The sequence below is a fragment of the Mycobacterium colombiense genome, from assembly GCF_001665835.1.
Taxonomy (GTDB): Bacteria; Actinomycetota; Actinomycetes; order Mycobacteriales; family Mycobacteriaceae; genus Mycobacterium; species Mycobacterium colombiense_A.
This window is the reverse complement of record NZ_LZSX01000085.1, coordinates 1-19,372: the sequence shown is the minus strand read 5'-3', so window position 1 is coordinate 19,372 and position 19,372 is coordinate 1. Positions and strand designations below refer to the sequence as shown.

Annotated in this window: 15 protein-coding genes and 1 pseudogene; 11 read left to right on the top strand and 5 right to left on the bottom strand. The window is 69.6% G+C overall.

Annotated elements, in window-relative coordinates; genetic code table 11:
• Nucleotides 1-112: 112 nt before the first annotated feature.
• The 6 genes from A5760_RS20305 to A5760_RS20280 are packed head-to-tail and all read left to right on the top strand — an operon-like array spanning nt 113 to nt 7,565.
• Nucleotides 113-1,735, top strand: coding sequence for an SMP-30/gluconolactonase/LRE family protein (locus tag A5760_RS20305; RefSeq protein WP_064884081.1), 1,623 nt, complete (start codon nt 113-115; stop codon nt 1,733-1,735).
• Nucleotides 1,735-2,475 carry a GntR family transcriptional regulator gene (locus A5760_RS20300; RefSeq protein WP_064884079.1) on the top strand — a complete coding sequence of 247 codons (741 nt, stop codon included), beginning with the start codon at nt 1,735-1,737 and terminating at the stop codon, nt 2,473-2,475. Before A5760_RS20305 ends, A5760_RS20300 begins: the two co-directional genes overlap by 1 nt.
• 21 nt (nt 2,476-2,496) lie before the next feature.
• On the top strand, nt 2,497-4,101 hold the full coding sequence (locus A5760_RS20295) for an AMP-binding protein (RefSeq protein ID WP_064884077.1): 1,605 nt from the start codon (nt 2,497-2,499) through the stop codon (nt 4,099-4,101).
• A complete protein-coding gene (locus A5760_RS20290) occupies nt 4,094-4,876 on the top strand; it encodes an SDR family NAD(P)-dependent oxidoreductase (protein ID WP_082279545.1) in 783 nt (260 codons plus the stop codon). Before A5760_RS20295 ends, A5760_RS20290 begins: the two co-directional genes overlap by 8 nt.
• Nucleotides 4,861-6,354 (top strand): acyl-CoA synthetase, encoded by a 1,494-nt coding sequence (locus A5760_RS20285; protein WP_064884075.1) that lies wholly within the window; start codon nt 4,861-4,863, stop codon nt 6,352-6,354. Before A5760_RS20290 ends, A5760_RS20285 begins: the two co-directional genes overlap by 16 nt.
• Before the next feature lie 50 nt (nt 6,355-6,404).
• Nucleotides 6,405-7,565: an NDMA-dependent alcohol dehydrogenase gene (locus tag A5760_RS20280; RefSeq protein WP_064884070.1), complete on the top strand. Its 1,161-nt coding sequence runs from the start codon at nt 6,405-6,407 to the stop codon at nt 7,563-7,565.
• 27 nt (nt 7,566-7,592) lie between these two features.
• On the opposite strand, the gene A5760_RS20275 is transcribed toward A5760_RS20280, so the two are convergent.
• Entirely contained in the window at nt 7,593-8,054 is a 462-nt protein-coding gene (locus A5760_RS20275; RefSeq protein ID WP_064884068.1) for an SRPBCC family protein, read from the bottom strand.
• A 64-nt stretch (nt 8,055-8,118) separates the two neighbouring features.
• Here A5760_RS20275 and A5760_RS20270 point away from each other — a divergent pair, with 64 nt between their 5' ends.
• A complete protein-coding gene (locus tag A5760_RS20270; protein WP_064884066.1) occupies nt 8,119-8,490 on the top strand; it encodes a nuclear transport factor 2 family protein in 372 nt (123 codons plus the stop codon).
• A gap of 43 nt (nt 8,491-8,533) precedes the next feature.
• Entirely contained in the window at nt 8,534-8,758 is a 225-nt protein-coding gene (locus tag A5760_RS20265; RefSeq protein ID WP_007769504.1) for a hypothetical protein, read from the top strand.
• Between the two features lie 99 nt (nt 8,759-8,857).
• Here A5760_RS20265 and A5760_RS20260 read toward each other — a convergent pair whose 3' ends face one another.
• The gene (locus A5760_RS20260; RefSeq protein WP_064884064.1) at nt 8,858-9,595 is read right to left on the bottom strand and encodes a DUF899 domain-containing protein; all 738 of its coding nucleotides are present in this window, start codon (nt 9,593-9,595) and stop codon (nt 8,858-8,860) included.
• Between the two features lie 28 nt (nt 9,596-9,623).
• Nucleotides 9,624-10,394: an SDR family oxidoreductase gene (locus A5760_RS20255; RefSeq protein WP_064884062.1), complete on the bottom strand. Its 771-nt coding sequence runs from the start codon at nt 10,392-10,394 to the stop codon at nt 9,624-9,626.
• A 158-nt stretch (nt 10,395-10,552) separates the two neighbouring features.
• On the opposite strand from A5760_RS20255, the gene A5760_RS20250 reads away from it, so the two are divergent.
• Both A5760_RS20250 and A5760_RS20245 read left to right on the top strand, forming a co-directional pair.
• On the top strand, nt 10,553-11,509 hold the full coding sequence (locus tag A5760_RS20250; RefSeq protein ID WP_064884060.1) for a sigma-70 family RNA polymerase sigma factor: 957 nt from the start codon (nt 10,553-10,555) through the stop codon (nt 11,507-11,509).
• Between the two features lie 161 nt (nt 11,510-11,670).
• Complete coding sequence (locus tag A5760_RS20245; RefSeq protein ID WP_064884057.1) at nt 11,671-16,497, top strand: cation-translocating P-type ATPase; 4,827 nt, start codon at nt 11,671-11,673, stop codon at nt 16,495-16,497.
• Between the two features lie 4 nt (nt 16,498-16,501).
• Here the strand turns inward: A5760_RS20245 and A5760_RS20240 are convergent, their stop codons facing one another.
• Together A5760_RS20240 and A5760_RS20235 are read right to left on the bottom strand one after the other, a co-directional pair.
• Nucleotides 16,502-18,064 carry an AMP-binding protein gene (locus A5760_RS20240; RefSeq protein WP_064884055.1) on the bottom strand — a complete coding sequence of 521 codons (1,563 nt, stop codon included), beginning with the start codon at nt 18,062-18,064 and terminating at the stop codon, nt 16,502-16,504.
• The gene (locus A5760_RS20235) at nt 18,054-18,950 is read right to left on the bottom strand and encodes an SDR family NAD(P)-dependent oxidoreductase (RefSeq protein ID WP_419538264.1); all 897 of its coding nucleotides are present in this window, start codon (nt 18,948-18,950) and stop codon (nt 18,054-18,056) included. The genes A5760_RS20240 and A5760_RS20235 overlap by 11 nt, the downstream gene beginning before the upstream one ends.
• A gap of 304 nt (nt 18,951-19,254) precedes the next feature.
• Here A5760_RS20235 and A5760_RS27435 point away from each other — a divergent pair.
• Nucleotides 19,255-19,372 (top strand): annotated as a pseudogene (locus A5760_RS27435) (cutinase family protein); the annotation flags it as partial.

Here is a 19,372-nt window from a genome sequence, read left to right as displayed (position 1 = left end):
TCGGTGGACTTCGCTGTCAAGGTCGGTTCGGCAGCCGTCGGCGGCTATTGTCTGGACTAGGCGGAGTTGATAGCGTCCAGCCCAAACGGCTGACGGAAGGACCTCGGCGAGCATGTCCACCTCAAGGGCCATCTCAACGCTGCCCTCGCGGTACGCGCTGTCGCACCCCATCGACGTCGCCGAGGGCTGGGAGTTGGAACGGGTCACCGCGCCCAGCCGGCTGTTCGGCGCCAACGGTCTGCGCACCGGCCCGGACGGTCGCATCTACATCGCCCAGGTGACCGGCAGCCAGATCAGCGCCCTGGATCACCGCACCGGCGAACTGGTGACCGCCAGCCCCAAGGGCGGCGACATCGTGGCGCCCGACGACGTCGCGTTCGACGCCGACGGCAACCTGTACGCGACCGAGGTGATGGACGGCCGGGTGAGCGTGCGCGACACCAGCGGCCGGACGCGGGTGCTGCGCGACGACGTGCCGTCGGCCAACGGCATCACCTTTCACCAGGGCCGGTTGTTCATCGGTGAATGCCGCGAGGGTGGGCGGCTGCTGGAATTCGACCTGGCGGGCGGTCCGCCGCGGGTGCTCCTGGAGAACGTGCCCTCGCCGAACGCGATGGAGGTCGGCCCGGACGGCCTGTTGTATTTCCCGGTGATGGGCGCCAACGAGATCTGGCGCATCGACCCCAACGGCGGCGAACCGCAGTGCGTGGCGGGCAATCTCGGTGTGCCCGACTCGGTCAAGTTCGACGCGCAGGGCTACATCGTCTCGACGCAGGTGGCCAGCGGGCAGGTGCTGCGCATCGATCCCCGCAGCGGCGAACAACGCCTGCTCGCCCAACTGACTCCGGGCCTGGACAACTGCACGTTCGTCGGCGACCGACTGTTCGTGTCCAACTTCACCGGCGAGATCACCGAGATATCGCCCGATGGCACAGCGCGATCCGTGCTGGCGGGTGGCCTCAACTGGCCGATGGACCTGGCCGTTGGCCACGACGGGCGGCTCTACATCGCCGACGGCACGTACTTCTATGTCGCCCTGCCCGATGGATCCCTGCACACCGCGGGCATGTTGTTCAGCCCGGGCTATCCCGGGTTCCTGCGCGGCGTCGCGGCGAGCGGACCAGGGGAATTCCTCGTCACCACATCCGGCGGCCAGGTCGCCCGTTACCGGCCGGAAGCGAGCGAAACCGAGGTGCTGGCAGACGGTTTCGACCAGCTCTACGGTGTCGCGCTGAGCGCGAGCGGTGTGGTGCTCGCGGAGCTGGGCACCGGGCGGGTGCTGTCGCTGCGATCGGATGGCGTCCAGGCGCTGGCGGCCGGGCTGCGTGAGCCGGTGGGTGTGGCGATCGACGCGGACGGGGCGTGTCTGGTGGCCGAGGCCGGGGCCGGCCGGGTGATCAGGGTGAGCGGTTCGGGGACCGACACCGTTGTCGCCGATCTGCAACGCCCGCAGGGCATTCTGGTGCGGGGCGGTGTCCTCTACGTCGTCGACGCCGGAGCCAAGGAGTTGATCGCGGTCGAGCTGGGCACCAACGCGCGGCGGACGATCGCCGCCGGGCTGCCGGTCGGCCCCCCGCCGGGTGTGACACCCAAGCCGCTGCGCGGCATGCCGCCGTTCTCCGGACCGCAGGGCCCCTTCGCCGGCATCGCCGCCGCGGCCGACGGGACGCTCTACCTGTCGGCCGATGGCGACGGTAGCGTGCTGGCGTTGCGCCCGACACCGGACGGACCGTGATGCCCCAGGCGATTGCTGGCGACCACCGCTACCTCCAGATCGCGCGCACGCTGCGTAAGGAGATCGTCGACGGCGTTTACCCGGTGGGTTCGCAGTTGCCCACCGAACACCAACTGTGCGAGCGCTTTGCGGTGAGCCGCTACACCATCCGCGAGGCGCTGCGCCGGTTGCGCGAGGACAACCTGGTGGCCTCCCGGCCGCGCGCGGGCACCCGGGTGGTTCCCCGGCCTGCGTCGAGTTCCTATGCCCAGGACGCGATGTCGATCGACGACCTGCTGGCGTTCGCGGCCGGCGCGCAGCTGACCATCGAGTCCAACGCGATGGTGACGATCGACGACGACCTCGCCGCCCGGACCGGCCTCGAGGTGGGCAGCCAGTGGCTGTCGGTGCGCGGCTACCGGCAGGCCGACGACGCGCCGGTCCCGTTGTGTCGCACGGAGTACTACATCAACCGGAGTTTCGCGGCGGTGGGCAGGCTGCTGCAACGCCACGCCGGCCCGATATTCCCGTTGATCGAGGACCTGTTCGGCGTGAGCGTCGCCCAGTTGCACCAAGAGATCGCCGCCGTCCTGCTGTCCCCGGAGCTGGCCGACGGCCTCGGAGTCGAAGCGGGCACGGCCGCGCTACAGATGCGGCGCACCTACACGACCTCCGACGGTGAGGTGGCCCAGGTGACGATCAACACCCACCTGTCGTCGAGGTTCCGATACGCGATGACCATGCGTCGCGTGGAAGAATAGGCCGCCCGAGATGAGGTCGCGGTGATCGTCCGGACCGCCCGGGATGCGGCGCACGCGGCGGAGGCATACCGGCGCGGGTTGTGGGTGCACACGACGCTGGCCGATGCGCTGCGCACCGCCGCGACGGACTGGCCGCGCCGAACCATTCTGGTGGACAAAGATATTCGGCTCGATTGCGCCGCGCTGCACGCTCAGGCCGGTGCGCTGGCCGGCGCCCTGTTGGCCCGCATACCCACGGGAAGCGTGGTGTCGTTCATGTTGCCGAACTGGCACGAGAGCGCCGTCATTTACCTGGCCGCGACGCTGGCCGGCATGGTGGTGAACCCGATCCTGCCGTCGCTGCGCGACCACGACCTGCGCTACATCCTCCAAGACGCCGGCACCGCAATGATTTTCGTCCCGCAGCAATACGGTGGGCATGACTACGCGGAGATGCTCGAGCGGGTGACCGCCGCGATGGACCGGGCGCCGGAGGTGGTGGTGCTACGCGGTGACGCAGGGCCGCACACACCGTATGCGGCCCTGCTGGAGCTGCCGCCGCAGGACGCGACCCTGCCTGCGCTGGATCCCGACGCCGTACGGATGATCCTGTACACCTCCGGCACCACGAGCCGGCCAAAAGGCGTGCTGCACACTCATAATTCGATGCACGCGCTCATCTGCCAGATCCGTGACCACTGGACGATCGCCCCGGGCGACACGTTCCTGGTGCCGTCGCCGGTCGCCCATATCGGCGGCTCGATATACGCCTTCGAGTGCCCGCTGCTGCTGGGCACCACGGCGGTGCTGATGGACCGCTGGGATGCGGACGCGGCGGTCGCACTGATGGACTCGCACCGGTGCACGCACATGGCGGGCGCCACACCGTTTCTGCAGCAGCTGTTGTCCGCCGCGCAGCGCGCAGGCACCCGCCTGCCCGACCTGAAGGTCTTCATCTGCGGGGGCGCGTCCGTGCCGCCGTCGTTGATCCGCCGCGCCGCTGAGTATTTCGATCGCGCGGCGGTGACCCGGGTGTACGGCTGCACGGAAGTGCCGGTCGCGACCGTCGGCGCTCCCCGGCCGGACGAAGCGGGTCGGGCGGCGGACACCGACGGCAGGCCGGGAATCGCCGAGATCAAACTGGTCGCGCACGACGCCGCGCCCGCCGGCGACGGGGAGATCAGTGTCCGGGGTCCGCAGATGCTGCTGGGCTACCGGCATCCCGAGGACGATTCCTTCGATGCCGCAGGTTTTTTCCGCACCGGGGATCTCGGCCGCTGGGTCTCAGCCGGTTCGCAAGACCAGTACCTCGTTGTGACGGGTCGGGCCAAGGACGTCATCATCCGCAGCGGCGAGAACATCTCGGCCAAGGAGGTCGAGGACCTGCTCGCCGACCATCCCGGCATCGCCGAGATCGCGGTCGTCGGGCTGCCCGACGAGCGCACCGGTGAGCGGGCTTGTGCGGTGATCGTCCCCGCGGGTGCCCAGACCCCGGATGTCGCGAGCCTGCTCGCCCTGCTGGTGAGCAAGGGCGTCGCCAAATTCAAGGCCCCGGAACAGGTTGTGCTCTGGGATGCCCTGCCGAAGAACGACGCGGGCAAGATACTCAAGCATCAGATCCGGGCGTCGCTGATGAAGGATGGGTGAGATGCAGGTCGCAATCGTCACGGGAGCAAGCAGCGGTATCGGCCTGGGGTGCGCCACGAAGCTCGCCGAGATGGGTATGGCCGTCGTCGGCACCGGCCGCGACGAGGCGCGGCTGGCCGAACTGGCAAGCGCGGTCGGCGATCCTGACCGCATCGCGACACTCGCCGTCGATCTCACCGACGATGACGCGCCGCGGCGCATCGTGGACCACGCGGTCAACCGGTGGGGCCACATCGACTTCCTGATCAACAACGCCGGAGTGGGCAGCCCCAAACCGCTGCACGAAACTGACGACGAGACCCTGGACTACTTTCTGGGGTTGATGCTGCGGGCCCCGTTTCGGCTCGCCCGCGACGTGTTGCCGCACATGCCGCCCGGGTCGGCGATCATCAACGTGACATCGACCTTCGCGGTCGTCGGTGGCCTGCGCGGTGGCGCCTACTCGGCCGCCAAGGGCGGGCTGACCGCGCTGACCACTCACATCGCCTGCCAGTACGGCGCGTCCGGCATCCGCTGCAACGCCGTCGCGCCCGGGGTGACCGTGACGCCGATGGTCGAAAAGCGCTTGGAAGACGAGCGATTCCGTAAAATCAACACCGAGATGACGCCGCATCAGCGACTGGGCCGCATCGACGACATCGCCAGCACCGTCGCGTTCCTGTGCTCGCCGGGCGGGAGTTTCATCAACGGCCAGACGATCGTCGTCGACGGCGGCTGGAGCTCGACGAAGTATCTTTCGGAGTCGGCGCTGGCGGCGCAATGGATCGAGCGATGAATCTGTTCGCGCTGCTCGATCAGGCCGCGAGCCGATTCCCCGACCGCGGTGCGGTGTATCAAGGGGATCGCCGCGTGTGCACCTGGAACGAGTTGCGCGACCGGGCCTTACGTCTGGCCGCGGCGGTCCGGCAACAGCACCATGCGGGTGCCCGGATCGCGATCGCGACGCACAACCGCCCCGAGATGATCGAGTTGATGTTCGCGACCTGGGCCGCCGAATGCGTCGTCGTCCCGATCAACTACAAGCTGCATCCGCGCGAGATGGCGCAGATCCTCGACGACGCGGGGACCGCACGGGTGTTCGCCTCGTCGGCGATCGGCGCCGAGCTCGCGCCACTTACCACGACGCCGACGGAAATCATTGACTCCGAGGACTATTCGCGGCGGTTCGCGACCGAGCCGTCGGCGCCCCCGCGCGGCGATCCGACGGCGCTGGCGTGGCTGTTCTACACCAGCGGCACCACCGGCCGGTCCAAGGGCGCGATGCTGACACACCGCAACCTCACGGCGATGACGGTCGCGCACCTGGCCGACATCGACGCGCCCGACGAGAACTGCAGCCTGGTGCACGCGGCACCGATGTCGCACGGCTCCGGCCTCTACATCCTGCCGTACGTGCTGCGCGGCGCCCGCCAAATACTGCCCACCTCAGGTGCATTCGATCCCGACGAATTCCTGGACCTCTGCGAGCACCACCCGACCGCCAGCGCCTTCTTGGCCCCGACGATGGTGCAACGGCTGGTCGATACGGGCCGCGCCCGTCCGGCCAATCTCACGACGATCGTCTACGGCGGCGGACCCATGTACGTCGAAAGTCTGCGCAAGGCGATCACGGCGTTCGGCCCGATCTTCGCGCAGATCTACGGGCAGGGCGAGTCACCGATGACCATCACCGGATTGCGGCGCGCCGATCACGAATCGGGCGACGACGCGATCCTGGGTTCGGTCGGTTACGCCCGGTCGGGGATGGAGGTCGCTGTCCTGGGTCCGGACGGCCGCCCGGCGCCGCCGGGCGAGATCGGCGAAATCGTTTGTCGCGGAGACGCGGTCATGGCCGGGTACTGGGAAAACCCCGAGGCCAGCCGCGCCGCGCTCAAGGACGGCTGGCTCTACACCGGCGACATGGGCTCGTTCGACGCGCGCGGTTTTCTCACGCTGCGGGACCGGTCGAAGGACGTCGTCATCAGCGGCGGGAGCAACATCTACCCCCGCGAGGTGGAGGAGGTCCTGCTCGAACACCCCGGCGTCGCCGAGGCGTGCGTGGTGGGCGCCCCCGACGCCGAGTGGGGTGAGGTCGTGGTCGCATTCATCGTCGGCACAGACGATCCCGTCGAACCCGCGGCGCTGGACGCGCATCTGCTGCGGCGCATCGCCCGCTTCAAACGGCCTAAGCGCTACGAATTCGTCGACGAGCTACCGAAAAACAGCTACGGCAAGGTGCTCAAGCGGGAACTGCGCGCCAGCCTGGCGCACTGAGCCCCGCAGGGCCGGCGCCGCAATGCCACTAGAAATCAAGGAGGTCGCAAATGAAATGTCGTGCCGCTGTCATCCGCGGGGTCGGCCAGGACTGGGAGATCCGCGAGATCGAGCTGGACCCGCCCCACGCGGGTGAAGTCATGGTGCGGATGGCCGTCGCCGGAATCTGCCACTCCGACGACCACCTGTTCACCGGCGACGTCGTACCGACGGCCGAGGCGGTCGCCGCCAGCGGCCAGCCGGCGCCGGACTGGTTCCCGCTGCTCGGTGGTCACGAAGGTGCCGGTGTCGTCGAAGAAGTCGGGCCCGGCGTGACGTCGGTGCAGCCGGGAGACCACGTGGCGCTGTCGTTCATTCCGGCATGCGGCAGTTGCCGCTTCTGCGTGAACGGGCAGAGCTATATCTGCGACATCGGCGCCAGCCTGTTCGTCCGGGAGATGCCCACCGACGGAACCTGCCGCCGGCACCTGGGCGACGAAGACCTGTTGGCCTACGGGCAACTCGGCACGTTCGCCGAATATGCGGTGCTGTCGGAGAGGTCGGTCATCAAGATCGACGACGCGATCCCGTTCCATGCCGCTTCGCTCGTCTCATGCGGCGTCAGCACCGGCTGGGGTTCCGCGACGATATCGGCGGGAACCGAACCCGGCGACACCGTCGTCGTCATCGGCGCCGGTGGTGTCGGGATGAACGCCCTGCAAGGAGCGCGCGCCGTCGGTGCGAAGTATGTCGTCGCAGTGGATCCGGTTGAGTCCAAGCGGGATTCGGCCAAGATCTTCGGCGCCACGCACACCGCCGCCTCCGCGCAGGAAGCGATACCGCTGGTCAATGAGATCACCGCCGGCCTGATGGCGGACCGCGTAGTGGTCTGCCCCGGCGTGGTGCACGTCGACTTGCTGCCGTTGGCGATGGCGCTGCTTCGCAAGGGCGGCGTCTGCGTGCTCACCGGCATCACCCCGTTCACCGAACCCCCGGTTCCACTGGTGCTGCAGGAAATGACGCTGTCGGCCAAACAACTGCGGGGAGCGCTGTACGGCGGGATGAATCCGCGTACCAGCGTGCCGATGCTGTTGTCGATGTACCAGGCCGGCGCGGTGAAACTCGACGAGTTGGTCACCCGCCACTATCAGCTCGACCAGATCAACGAGGCGATGACAGACCTGCGGGAAGGCCGCAACATTCGCGGCGTGATCGATTTCGCCGGCGCATGATCACGGGCGCAGTCCTCGCGCATTCGGTCAACCGGACTCGAAATGACTCCGGATGCCGGCCAGCATCTTGACGTGCGCCTTGACCCCTTCGCGGATGGTCACCCCGGCCAGTAGCCGCGGCGCCGTGATCGAAATCCGTTCGGTGATCCGGGTGCCGCCGTCGACGGGCTCGAAACTCACCGTGCCGCGCAGCCGCACCCCGGGTGATTGATCGGCCTCGGTCAGCACGTCGCCGTGGACGGGCACCCGCAGCCGGGCCTGATAGCTGGTTCGTATAGTCAACGGCCCCAGCGGAATTCGGTCGACCACGCGATAGGTCTGCTGGTAGCCGTCCGGGGTTTCGCTGCGGGACACCGTTTCCACCGACACGATCAGCGGGTGGACGAGCTTGATGTTGTTCAGGTCGACGTAGAAGTCGCGGACGGCGTCGGGTGGCGCGGGCACCTGTTCGCTCAGCGTCCGGTCGGCGTGGACGGTCCACCAGCTCACAGGAGAGAACCTAGCCCGGCGAGGGCGCCGCGCTTACCGTGGACCCACGAGCGAGGGAGAAGACATGGGCAGCCGAGGTCAAGTGGTGGAGCGTTACCTGGAATGCCTGGCCGCTCACGACTGGGACGGACTGGCCGACACCATCGCCGAGGAGGGCCTGACCCGGGAGGGGCCGTTCTGCGACGTGGTCGAGGGCAAGGCGCGCTATGTCGCCTTTCTGCGCAAGGTGTGCACCGAGCTGGAGGGCCATCGGTTGCACGTGCGGCGGGTCTCGCACGTGGACGGCCGGGTGTCCTATGCCGAGCTGTCGGAGACATTCGAGATAGACAGCGTCGCGACCACGTGGCCAGAATGCATTCTGTTCGAGCAAGACAGCGACGGATTGATCTCTCACGTCAGCGTGTTTTTCAAGCAGCGGCCCGCCGGCACCGGATAGCGGTCTATTCCCTCCCCCACGGAATTGACCTAACGTGTCATGGATGGAGGCAGATGCAACTCCGGAGTCGGTGCCGGTCGAGAAATTGCACTCGGGCGACCCGATCACCGATTGTGGTCAGCGGTACATAGTTCTCGAATCAAAAGCGCTCGGCGATAGCTGTGTGGTTCTCGAGCTGGAATCCAGGGTGGACCACCACCTGCAGGTCATCGAGAAGTCATTCCCGGCCGGGTACCAGGTCGACAGGGCACACCACCGAATTCTCTGACAAATTCCGGTCGCCCTGAATATTGCGCGAGTAGCCGCCCGACGGCTACCGCGCATTCGTGTTTTCCGGCCCAATTCTGTTCAATTCGGCCGACGCCGCTCAGTTCTCGCGCGGCGGCCGTTGGTCGTTGGGATCGTTCGGGTCGGGGTCACCGAACCAGCGTGACGGCTCGTGCTTGCCGTATGCGTCGTGCCAGTCCCACCACTCGTAGGGGGCGGTCTGCGGGTAGCCCTCGGGCGAATCCTCCCAGTTTTCCTGGCGGCCCAATGCGGTCATGTCCAGGAAGCTCCACGTGGTTCCGAGCGCCTCGTCACCGCGGTTGTTGATGAAGTAGGTGCGGAAGACCCGGTCGCCGTCGTGGATGAAGGCGTTGGTGCCGTGCCATTCGTCCACCCCGAAATCGGCGTCGAAGTCATCGGTGATGGTGTACCACGGCATCTTCCAGTCCATCCGCGCCTTGAGACGCTCGATGTCGGCCTGCGGGGCGCGCGAGGCGAACACCAGGGTGGTGTCGCGGGCGTTCAGGTGGGCCAGGTTGCCGACATGGTCGGCGATCATCGAGCAGCCCCGGCACGCGTGGTCGGGCCAGCCGTCGATGTCGGGTCCGTAGAAGGCGCGATAGACGACAAGCTGACGCCTGCCTTGGAACAGGCCCAACAGGTCGACCCTGCCCTCGGGTCCGTCGAACTCGTACCGCTTGTCCACGACCGTCCACGGCATCCGGCGCCGCATGGCCGCGAGGACGTCATGGGCCCGGGTGAGTTCCTTCTCCTTTGCCAGCAGTTGCTGGTGCGCGCTCGCCCACTGCTGGGCGGACACGATCGGCGGTGTGTTCATCGCTGGGTGCCTTTCGGTCTCGGATTGTTCAGGCCAGCGGCGAGAGGCCGGCGGCGGTGAGCAGGTAGGCGTCCTGGCCGGTGGCGTCGCCGGTGGCGATCTCGAGCACCGACTTGCCCACCTGCTCGGCGGTGAGCGCGGGCCCGCTGGCCTGCACGAAGGAGTCGACGTCGACACCTTGGCGGTCGGCGTAGGCCGCGACGGCGGCAGCCCCCAGGGCGGTGGCCGGCGTCAACCGCGGCAGGACGGCGGTGAACCCGATCCCGAGCCCAGCGCGCTGCGCTTCGATGCCGGCATAGCTGGTGATGAACCTGACGGTCGCCTTCGCGCCCGCATAGCCGCCCGACAGCGGCGACCCGTTCAGAGCGGCGCCGCTGGACATCACGATCACCGAGCTGCCCGGCGCCAGCGGGCGCAACAGCGTCTGGCGAACCCAGTGAAACGCCTGCGCGACGTCGGAGTTCCAGTTCTCGCTGAACGTCTCCCAGGTCTGTTCCTGTAGCGGCAGCATCGGCGGCGTCGCGCCGGCGCACAGCACCACGGTGCGCGGCCGGTACTCGTCGATCAGCCGTTCGGCCGTCGCCGGATCGGCGGCGTCGGCCACCACCGGTGTGAAGGCGTCGCCGAGTTGGGCGCGTACCTCCTCGAGTTGCGATCGGGTGCGTGCAACGCCGACGACGCGCACGCCCGCGGCCGGCAGCGCGGCGGCGATGGCACGGCCGAATCCGCGGCCGGCTCCGGTCACGATCGCGGTGGTGCCGGCGAGCCCGTCGGCGTGAGCGGTGCGGGGTTGGTTCATGGTCGTTCTCGCTCTCTGACGTGGTCTGCGGCCGTGGCCGCGTCTTCACTAGTTCAGATACGGCGCGACACCTGGATTCATCGCCCGCGGACCGATGAATTGCGCGGGCCGGACGTCTCTAAGGGAGTAGGTTCCCTCGCAGCCGAAAGGAGTGGGTCGTGCCGGCGCAGGAGGATTTCGTCGAGCAGGCGGCGCCGTTTCGGGCCGAGCTGATCGCCCATTGCTACCGCATGCTGGGCTCGGTGCACGACGCCGAGGATTTGGTCCAGGAGACGTATCTGCGGGGCTGGCGTGGCTATCCGGCATTCGAGGAACGCGCGGCGTTGAAGACGTGGCTGTATCGGATCGCGACGACCGCCTGCCTGCGGGCGCTGGAGAACCGCGCCCGCCGCGTGCTGCCGATGGGCGTGGGGGACGGCTCGATCGACCCGGACGCGGACTTCGACGCGAAGGCCGCCGCGCACGCCTGGCTGGAGCCCATTCCCGACGCGCTGATGTTCAAGAGCCCCGAAGACGACCTCGCCGCCAAGCAGAGCGTGCGGCTGGCCGTGATGACGGCGCTTCAGGAGCTTCCGGCGCGGCAGCGCGCGGTGTTGATCCTGCGCGACGTCGTGCAGTTCAGCGCCGCCGAGGTTGCCGAACTCCTCGAAACCACGCCCGCGGCGGTCAACAGTTCGCTGCAGCGCGCCCGGGCCCACCTCGCCGAACTGTCCCCCGCCGAGGAGAGCATGTCCGAGCCCGGCGATGCCGAGCGTCGCGAATTGCTCGACCGGTATTGCGCGGCATTCGAAAACGCGGACATGGCCGCGCTGACGGCGCTGCTGCAAGCCGACGTCAAACTCGAAATGCCGCCCATGCCAGTGTGGTTCACCGGCCGGGACGCCGTGCTGCGATTCCTTGCCGGACGCGCCCTGGCCGAGCCCGGCGACATTCTGATGGTCCCGACGGCCGCGAATTCGCAACCCGCCGTTGCCGAGTACCGGCGCGACCCCGGCGGAGCGATGCGGGCCCATTCCATCCACGTCTTGACCACCGGAGTTACCGGCATCGCGAGCATCACCGTCTTCCTCGACGCCGGGTTGTTCCCCACGTTTGGTTTGGCGGCAACCCGGTAACCTCTGAGCAGGGACGTAATCGCACCCCTTGCTCTCTAAGGGAGGCCCGACCTGCATCGTCATCGGTGTCGTCGCACGGTTTTACCTTCCCGCCCACGTGTGGACAGGTCCTCCACACGACAGGATCATTAGGCGCGGTAGACGAAGTTGAAGGGTGACGAGTGAAGATTCCCGGCGTTTCCAGCGTCGTCGCTGGCGTAGCTGGCGGAGCCGCACAGGTGGTGCGGGCCGGTGTGTCCACGGCGGCCGGGGCCGCGGGCGCGCTGCAGACGTTGGCCAGCCCGGTAGCCGAACTCGCCGGCCCGGTCATCCAGTCCGTCGCCCAGACGACGGGCCGCGCGATCGGGATGGACGGTTCATCCAACGGCTCCCCCGCCCTGCCGCCGGTGCGTTGGCACAGCGGGCACCGCGTGCACCTGGACTTGGATCCACTGCTTCCCTTCCCCCGCTGGCACGAGTACGCGCCCGCCGTGGAAGAGCCGGTGCGCCGCATCCCGGGCGTGACCAAGGCCCACGTCGAGGGCTCACTGGGCCGCCTGGTGGTCGAACTGTCCGACGACGCGGACAACGACGCGGTTCTGGACGAAGTGCGCGCGACGGTGTCCTCGATCGCCTCCGACATCACGTGGTCCAAGACTGAGTCGCCGCCGCTGTCCGCGCCGTTCGCCGACCCGGGCAACCCGCTGGCGATTCTGGTGCCGCTCACCGCCGCGGCAATGGATCTCGTCGCGATGGGTGCCGCGGTCACCGGATGGGTGACCCGGCTGCCCGCCGCGCCGCAGACCACCCGCGCCGCGGCCGCGCTGATCAATCACCAACCGCGCATGGTCTCGATCCTGGAGGCGCGGCTGGGCCGGGTGGGCACCGACATCGCCCTGGCCGCGACGACGGCGGCCGCGCACGGTCTGACCCAGTCGTTCGGCACGCCGATGCTCGACCTGACGCAACGCACCCTGCAGGTCTCCGAGGCGTCCGCGCACCGGCGCGTCTGGCGCGACCGCGAACCGCAGCTGGCATCCCCCGACCGGCCGCAGGCCCCGGTGGTCCCGGTCATTTCCTCGGCCAAGTCGGAGGTGCCCCGGCACAGCTGGGCCGCGGCGGCGGCAGGTGAGGCGTCGCACGTCGTGGTCGGCGGAACAATCGACGCCGCGATGGACAAGGCAAAAGGCTCGATGGCCGGGCCGGTGGAAAGATATGTCGATTCGGCGGCCAACGGCTCGCTGATCGCCGCGGTCAGCGCGCTGGTCGCCGGCGGCGGCACCGAAGACGCGGCCGCCGCCATCGAGGCCGGCGTGCCGCGCGCCGCGCACATGGGCCGCCAGGCGTTCGCCGCGATTCTCGGCCGCGGACTTGCCAATTCCGGACAACTGGTGCTCGACCCGGGCGCCCTGCGCCGCCTGGACCGGGTGAAGGTGGTCGTCATCGACGGCGCCGCGCTGCGCGGCGATCATCGCGCGGTCTTGCATGTCCGCGGAGACGCTCCCGGCTGGGACGACGACCGGGTCTACGAGGTGGCCGACGCGCTGCTGCACGGCGAGGAGGCGCCCGAGCCCGACCCGGATGAGTTGCCCGCGACCGGTGCACGACTGAAATGGGTTCGCAAACAAGGGTCGTCGGCGACACCCGCGCAGGGCCTGGAAAGCGCCGACCTGATCGTCGACGGCGAATGCGTCGGCAGTGTCGACGTGGGCTGGGAGGTCGACCCCTACGCCATTCCGCTGTTCCAGACCGCGAACCGCACCGGTGCGCGAGTGGTGTTGCGCCATGTCGCGGGCACCGAAGACCTCACCGCCAGCGTAGGCACCACGCATCCGCCCGGCACGCCGCTGCTGAATGTGGTCCGGGAGCTGCGCACCGATCGCGGACCGGTGCTGCTGATCACCGCGCTGCATCGGGATTTCGCCTCGACCGACACCCTGGCCGCGCTCGCCATCGCCGATGTCGGTGTCGCGCTTGACGATCCGCGTGCCGCGACGGCGTGGACCGCGGACATCATCACGGGCACCGATCTGGCCGACGCTGTGCGCATCCTGTCGGCGATCCCGGTGGCCCGGTCGGCCAGCGAGTCGGCGGTGCACCTGGCGCAGGGCGGCACCACGCTGGCCGGTCTGCTGCTCGTCACCGGTGAGCAGGAGGCAGGCACCAGCCCGGTGAGCTTCCGGCGCTGGCTCAACCCGGTCAATGCCGCCGCGGCCACCGCGCTGCTGGCCGGAACCTTCTCGGCCACCCGGGTGCTCCGGCTGCCCGACCCCACTCCCCAACCGCTGACCGCCTGGCACGCACTGGATCCCGAGATCGTGTACTCGCGGCTGGCCGGCGGCGCGCGGCCGATGGCCGTCGAAACCGAGCCGTCCTGGCGGCGCCGTCTCGACGACCTGTCGTACAGCCCTGCGCTGGAACCCCTGCGCAAGCCCCTGCACAGCGTGGCCCGGCTGGCGTCGGCAACCCGGACCGAACTCGCGGATCCGCTGACGCCCATCCTGGCCGTCGGCGCGGCGGCGTCGGCGATCGTCGGCAGCAACGTCGATGCGCTGCTGGTGGCCGGCGTCATGACCGTCAACGCGATAACCGGTGGGGCGCAACGCCTGCGGGCCGAGTCCGCCGCCGCCGAGCTGTTCGCCGAGCAGGACCAGCTGGTGCGCCGGGTGGTCGTGCCGGCCGTGGCGACGACGCGCCGCCGGCTCGAGGCCGCGCGGCACGCGACCCGCACCGCGACCGTGTCCGCGAAGTCCCTGCGGCCCGGCGATGTCATCGATTTGGCCGCACCCGAGGTGGTCCCGGCCGATGCCCGCCTGCTGGTCGCCGAGGACGTCGAGGTCGACGAGTCCCTGCTGACCGGCGAGTCGCTTCCGGTGGACAAGCAGGTGGACCCCGTCGCCGTCAACGACCCCGACCGCGCCAGCATGCTGTTCGAGGGAAGCACGATCGTCGCCGGGCATGCCCGGGCGATCGTCGTCGCCACCGGGGTCGGCACCGCCGCGCACCGCGCGATCTCGGCGGTCGCCGACGTCGAGACGTCAGCCGGAATCCAAGCCAGGCTGCGGGAACTGACCAGCAAGGTGCTGCCGCTGACGCTGGCGGGCGGCGCGACGGTATCGGCGTTGGCGCTGCTGCGCCAGGCGCCGCTGCGCCAGGCGGTGGCCGACGGTGTCGCGATCGCGGTGGCCGCCGTCCCCGAGGGCCTGCCGCTGGTGGCCACCCTGTCCCAGCTCTCCGCGGCCCAGCGGCTGACCGCGCGCGGGGCCCTGGTCCGCGCGCCGCGCACCATCGAGGCGCTGGGTCGCGTCGACACCATCTGCTTCGACAAGACCGGCACGCTCACCGAGAACCGGCTGCGCGTGGTGTGCGCCGTGCCCGACGACGTCGACCCGCACCAGCCCTTCCCGAAGCTGACCGACCCGGAATCGGCCGGCCTACTGCGAGCCGCCGCGCGCGCGTCCGCTCAGCCGCAGGAAGGCCAGGGGCACGCACACGCCACCGACGAGGCGATCCTCACCGCGGCGAGTTCGCTGAACGGCCAGGGTGATTCGGACTGGAAGATGCTCGCGGAGGTGCCGTTCGAGTCCAGCCGCGGCTTCGCCGCCGCGATCGGCACCGTGGGCCACGACAACGGCCACCCCGTGGACATGCCGGTGCTGGTCCTCAAGGGAGCACCCGAGGTCATCCTGCCGCGCTGCAAGTTCGCCGACCCGCAAGCCGACCAGGAGCGGGCCGAGGCGGTGGTGCACGGCCTGGCCGAACAGGGCCTGCGGGTGCTCGCGGTGGCGCAGCGCGGCTGGAAGCACGAGACCGACGACGACGACACCGACGCCGACGCCGTGGACGCCGCGGCGCAGAACCTCGAACTGCTCGGCTACGTCGGCCTGGCCGACACCGCCCGGGCATCGGCGCGACCGCTGATCGAGGCGCTGGTGGACGCCGACCGCACCGTCGTCCTGATCACCGGCGACCACCCGATCACCGCGCGAGCGATCGCCTGCCAGCTGGGCCTGCCCGAGGACGCGCGGGTGGTGACCGGCGCCGAGCTCGCCGGCCTCGACGAGGACGCGTGCGCCCGTCTGGTCGCCGACGTCCAGGTGTTCGCCCGGGTCAGCCCGGAGCAGAAGGTGCAGATCGTGGGCGCCCTGCAGCGCTGCGGGCGGGTGACCGCGATGGTCGGCGACGGCGCCAACGACGCCGCCGCCATCCGGATGGCCGACGTCGGCATCGGGGTCAGCGGTCGCGGTTCGTCGGCCGCCCGCGGCGCCGCCGACATCGTGTTGACCGACGAGGATCTGGGCGTGCTGATGGACGCCCTGGTCGAGGGCCGCAGCATGTGGAGCGGGGTTCGTGACGCCGTCACGATCCTGGTCGGCGGCAACGTCGGCGAGGTGTTGTTCACCATCATCGGGACCGCGTTCGGCCAAGGCCGCGCCCCGGTGGGGACGCGTCAGTTGCTGCTGGTCAACCTGCTCACCGACATGTTCCCCGCCCTCGCGGTCGCGGTCACCTCGCAATACGTCGAGCCCGACGAAAGCGAGTACGAATCCGCCGAAGCCGCCGACGAGGCGCGCCGCCTGCACCGTCTCGCGGTGCTGACCGGCCCCACGCCGTCGCTCGACGCCCCGCTGATGCGGCAGATCGTGACCCGCGGCGCCGTCACGGCCGCCGGGGCGACGGCCGCCTGGGCCATCGGGCGTTGGACGCCGGGCACCGAACGCCGCACGGCGACGATGGGTTTGACCGCGCTCGTGACGACGCAGCTGGCGCAGACGCTGCTGACCCGCAGGCACAGCCCGCTCGTGGTGGCGACCGCCCTGGGCAGCGCCGGCGTGCTGGTCGGCATCGTGCAGACGCCGGTGCTCAGTCAGTTCTTCGGGTGCACGCCGCTGGGGCCGGTGGCCTGGTCGGGTGTGCTGGGTTCGACGGCCGGTGCCACCGCGATCTCGGCGTTGGCACCCAACTGGCTGGCCAAGCAGGTCGCCGCCCTGGAGCCCGGCGAGGAGTGAGCCCTCAGCCGGACAGTTCTTTGCGCAGCACTTTGCCGGTGGGGTTGCGCGGGATGCTGTCGACGACGTTGATGTCGCGGGGCTGTTCGAAGCGGGAGACCCGGCCCTTCAGGTACTCGCGCAGCTCGGCCACGTCGATCTTGCCGCCCGGCTGCGCGACCACGAACGCCGCCAGGCGCTGACCGAACCGTTCGTCGGGGACGCCGATGACCGCGTTGTCGGCGACGGCGGGGTGCTGGGCGAGCGCGTTCTCGACCGCACGCGGGTACACGTTCTCGCCGCCGGAGATGATCATGTCGTCTTCGCGGCCGACGATGAAGAGCCGGCCCGCGTTGTCCAGATAGCCCATGTCACCGGTGCTGGTCATGCCGTCGACGACGGCCTTCGCCGCGCCATCGGTATAGCCCTCGCTGGTCAATTCGCCGCCGACGAAGATCCGCCCGGTGACCCGCGGCCCGACCGGCTTGTCGTTCTTGTTGAAGATGCGCACCGGGCACCCGACGACGGGCCGTCCGACGGTTTCGGGGGCTTCGCGCAGATCCGCCGGCGTGGCCAGCGCGCCGATGCCGACCTCGGTGGAGCCGTAGCCGTTGTAGAGGATGTCGCCGTAGGCGTCCATGAACCGCTGGCCCAGAGTGGGGTCGAGGCGGTCGCCGCTGGAGATCACCGTGCGCAAGTAGGGCAGCGGGTTTCGCTCCCGCACCTGCTCGGGCAGCTCCAGGATTCGCGCGAGCACGACCGGAACCGCGGTGAAGGCGTCGGCGCGGTGCAGCGACGCCTGGGCCAGCGCGGCCTCGGCGTCGAACTCACGGCGCGTCAGGAGGGTGCCCCCGAGGGCGAAGGTCAGCATCATCATGCCCAGCCCCAGCCCGTGAAACATGGGCATTGCCACCGAAACCCGCGAACCGGTGCGCAACCGGGTGCGATCGAGGATCGTCACCCACACGCCCACCGCGGAGCGCAGCTGTGGTGTGCGCGGCACACCCTTGGGCTTCCCGGTGGTGCCCGACGTCAGCAGCACGATGCGGCCGGGGGCGGCGACGTCCGGGCGAGCGCCCTCGTCGGTGCCGACCGTCGCCGGATCGACCGTGACGACCGATTCGTCCGCCCCCCGGACCCGCTCGGCGAATTCGGCGTCGACGACCACGGCCGAAATGCGGTGGGCCGCTACGGCGGCCGCCAGCGCATCGCTGCGGAACTCCGTGCTCATCGGCACGACGTCGGCGCCCAGCAGGGCCGCCGCGAAAACGCCCGCCACGAAACCGCGTCCGTTGCGGCACATCACCCCGACCGCCTGCCCGGGTGCAGCGCCGTCGGCAGCCAACCGCCGCGCCAGCGACTCGGTCGCTCGCTGCAGCTGGCGATAGGTCAGCGCGCCGTCGTCGTCGACGATCGCCGTCCGGTCGGGCCAACGGGCGGTGGTGACCGCCAGCAGCGTGTAGGGATTCGTGCCGCCCCGGCGGACCTCGCGAAGGAGCCGGAAACCCGCGAGCGGCGCCGGCGGACTGAGCAGACCGGAGCGCAGCAGGGCCCGGGCGGCGGTGGTGACCGCGCGGTCATTCGTCATCGTCGGCCTCGTCGGTGTCGGACTCGCTGAAGAACCGGCGATGCCACAGCCGCGCGGCGTAGTCGGCCGGCCCGGCCAGCAGCACCGAGGCCAGCTCGGCCGGCAGCACCCAGGGCGGCGCGATGGTGCGCGGCCGCTCGATGATCGCCTTGGCGATGGCGTCGGCGGCTTCGTCCGGCGACAGCCCGGGAAGGCTACCCAGCAGCGGGGTGGGCGCGATCATCCTGGTGCGGACCAGCGCGAAGTAGACGGTGGTGACGTCGACACCGTCGATATGCAGCTCCGGCGCCACGCTCCGCAGCCACCGGTCAAAGGCGCCCTTCGAGGCCTGGTAGGCACCCCATTGCGGACCCGGCGCCACCCGCACGGCGACGCTCGACACGTTCACGATGTGCCCGCTGCCCTTGCCGCGCATGGCCGGCAGCAGCCCCAGCAGCAGCCGCACCGGCCCCAGGTAGTTGATGTCGATGGTGCGCTGAAAGTCGTGCGGCCGGTCGTACTGGTCATGCAGCGAGCGGCGCAATGACTTGCCGGCGTTGCTCACCACGATGTCGAGCGGGCCGTGCTCCTCGGTGATCTGCTTCGTCAGGGTGCTCACCGCGGATTCGTCGGTGAGGTCGGTCGGGTAGGCGACCGCGCGACCCCCGCCGGCGTTGATCGACGCCGTCAGGTCGCAGAGCCGCTCCTCGGACCGGGCGACCACCAGGACGGTCGCCCCCGCGGCGGCCAGACTGCGCGCGGTGGCCTCACCGATGCCGTAGGAGGCTCCGGTCACCAACACGGTCTTGCCGAGGACGGTGCCCCGCAACTTGTCGGGGTCCGACACCCGCGCCGGGTTGGCCACGTGGTCCGTGACCGTGTTCAGGGCCTGCGCTATCGCGTTCAACTTCGCTGCCGCATTCACTCGAGCCGCTTGCCGGGGTCGGCGGTTGCTTCACCGTGCCGCCGGCTCGTAACTACAAGTAGCAGACCACATTGCTGTCCGGGTCCGCGCTCCGCCCCGGCCAAGATGGCTCCCGGCGAGCCCCCCGCGACGGGCGGTCGCGTGCCGCCCGAGCGCCCGCGCCGGATGAGCGCCGCGCACAACCAATCTCAGCCCGTCCGCATCAGCGGGCGGTGATTTTATGAGAACACGGTAATTTCGGTGTTTCCTGTGTTTAGCGAGCGTGTTGGCTGGGCACAATGGCGGCATGATTGCGCGTCAATTGGTTCGTTCCCTCGGTTCAGCAGCAGTTCTCGCAGCGTCGGGCGTGGCCGTGTCGGCCTTGTCCACTTCCGTTATCCCCTCCGCCTCGGCCCAGTGCCCGG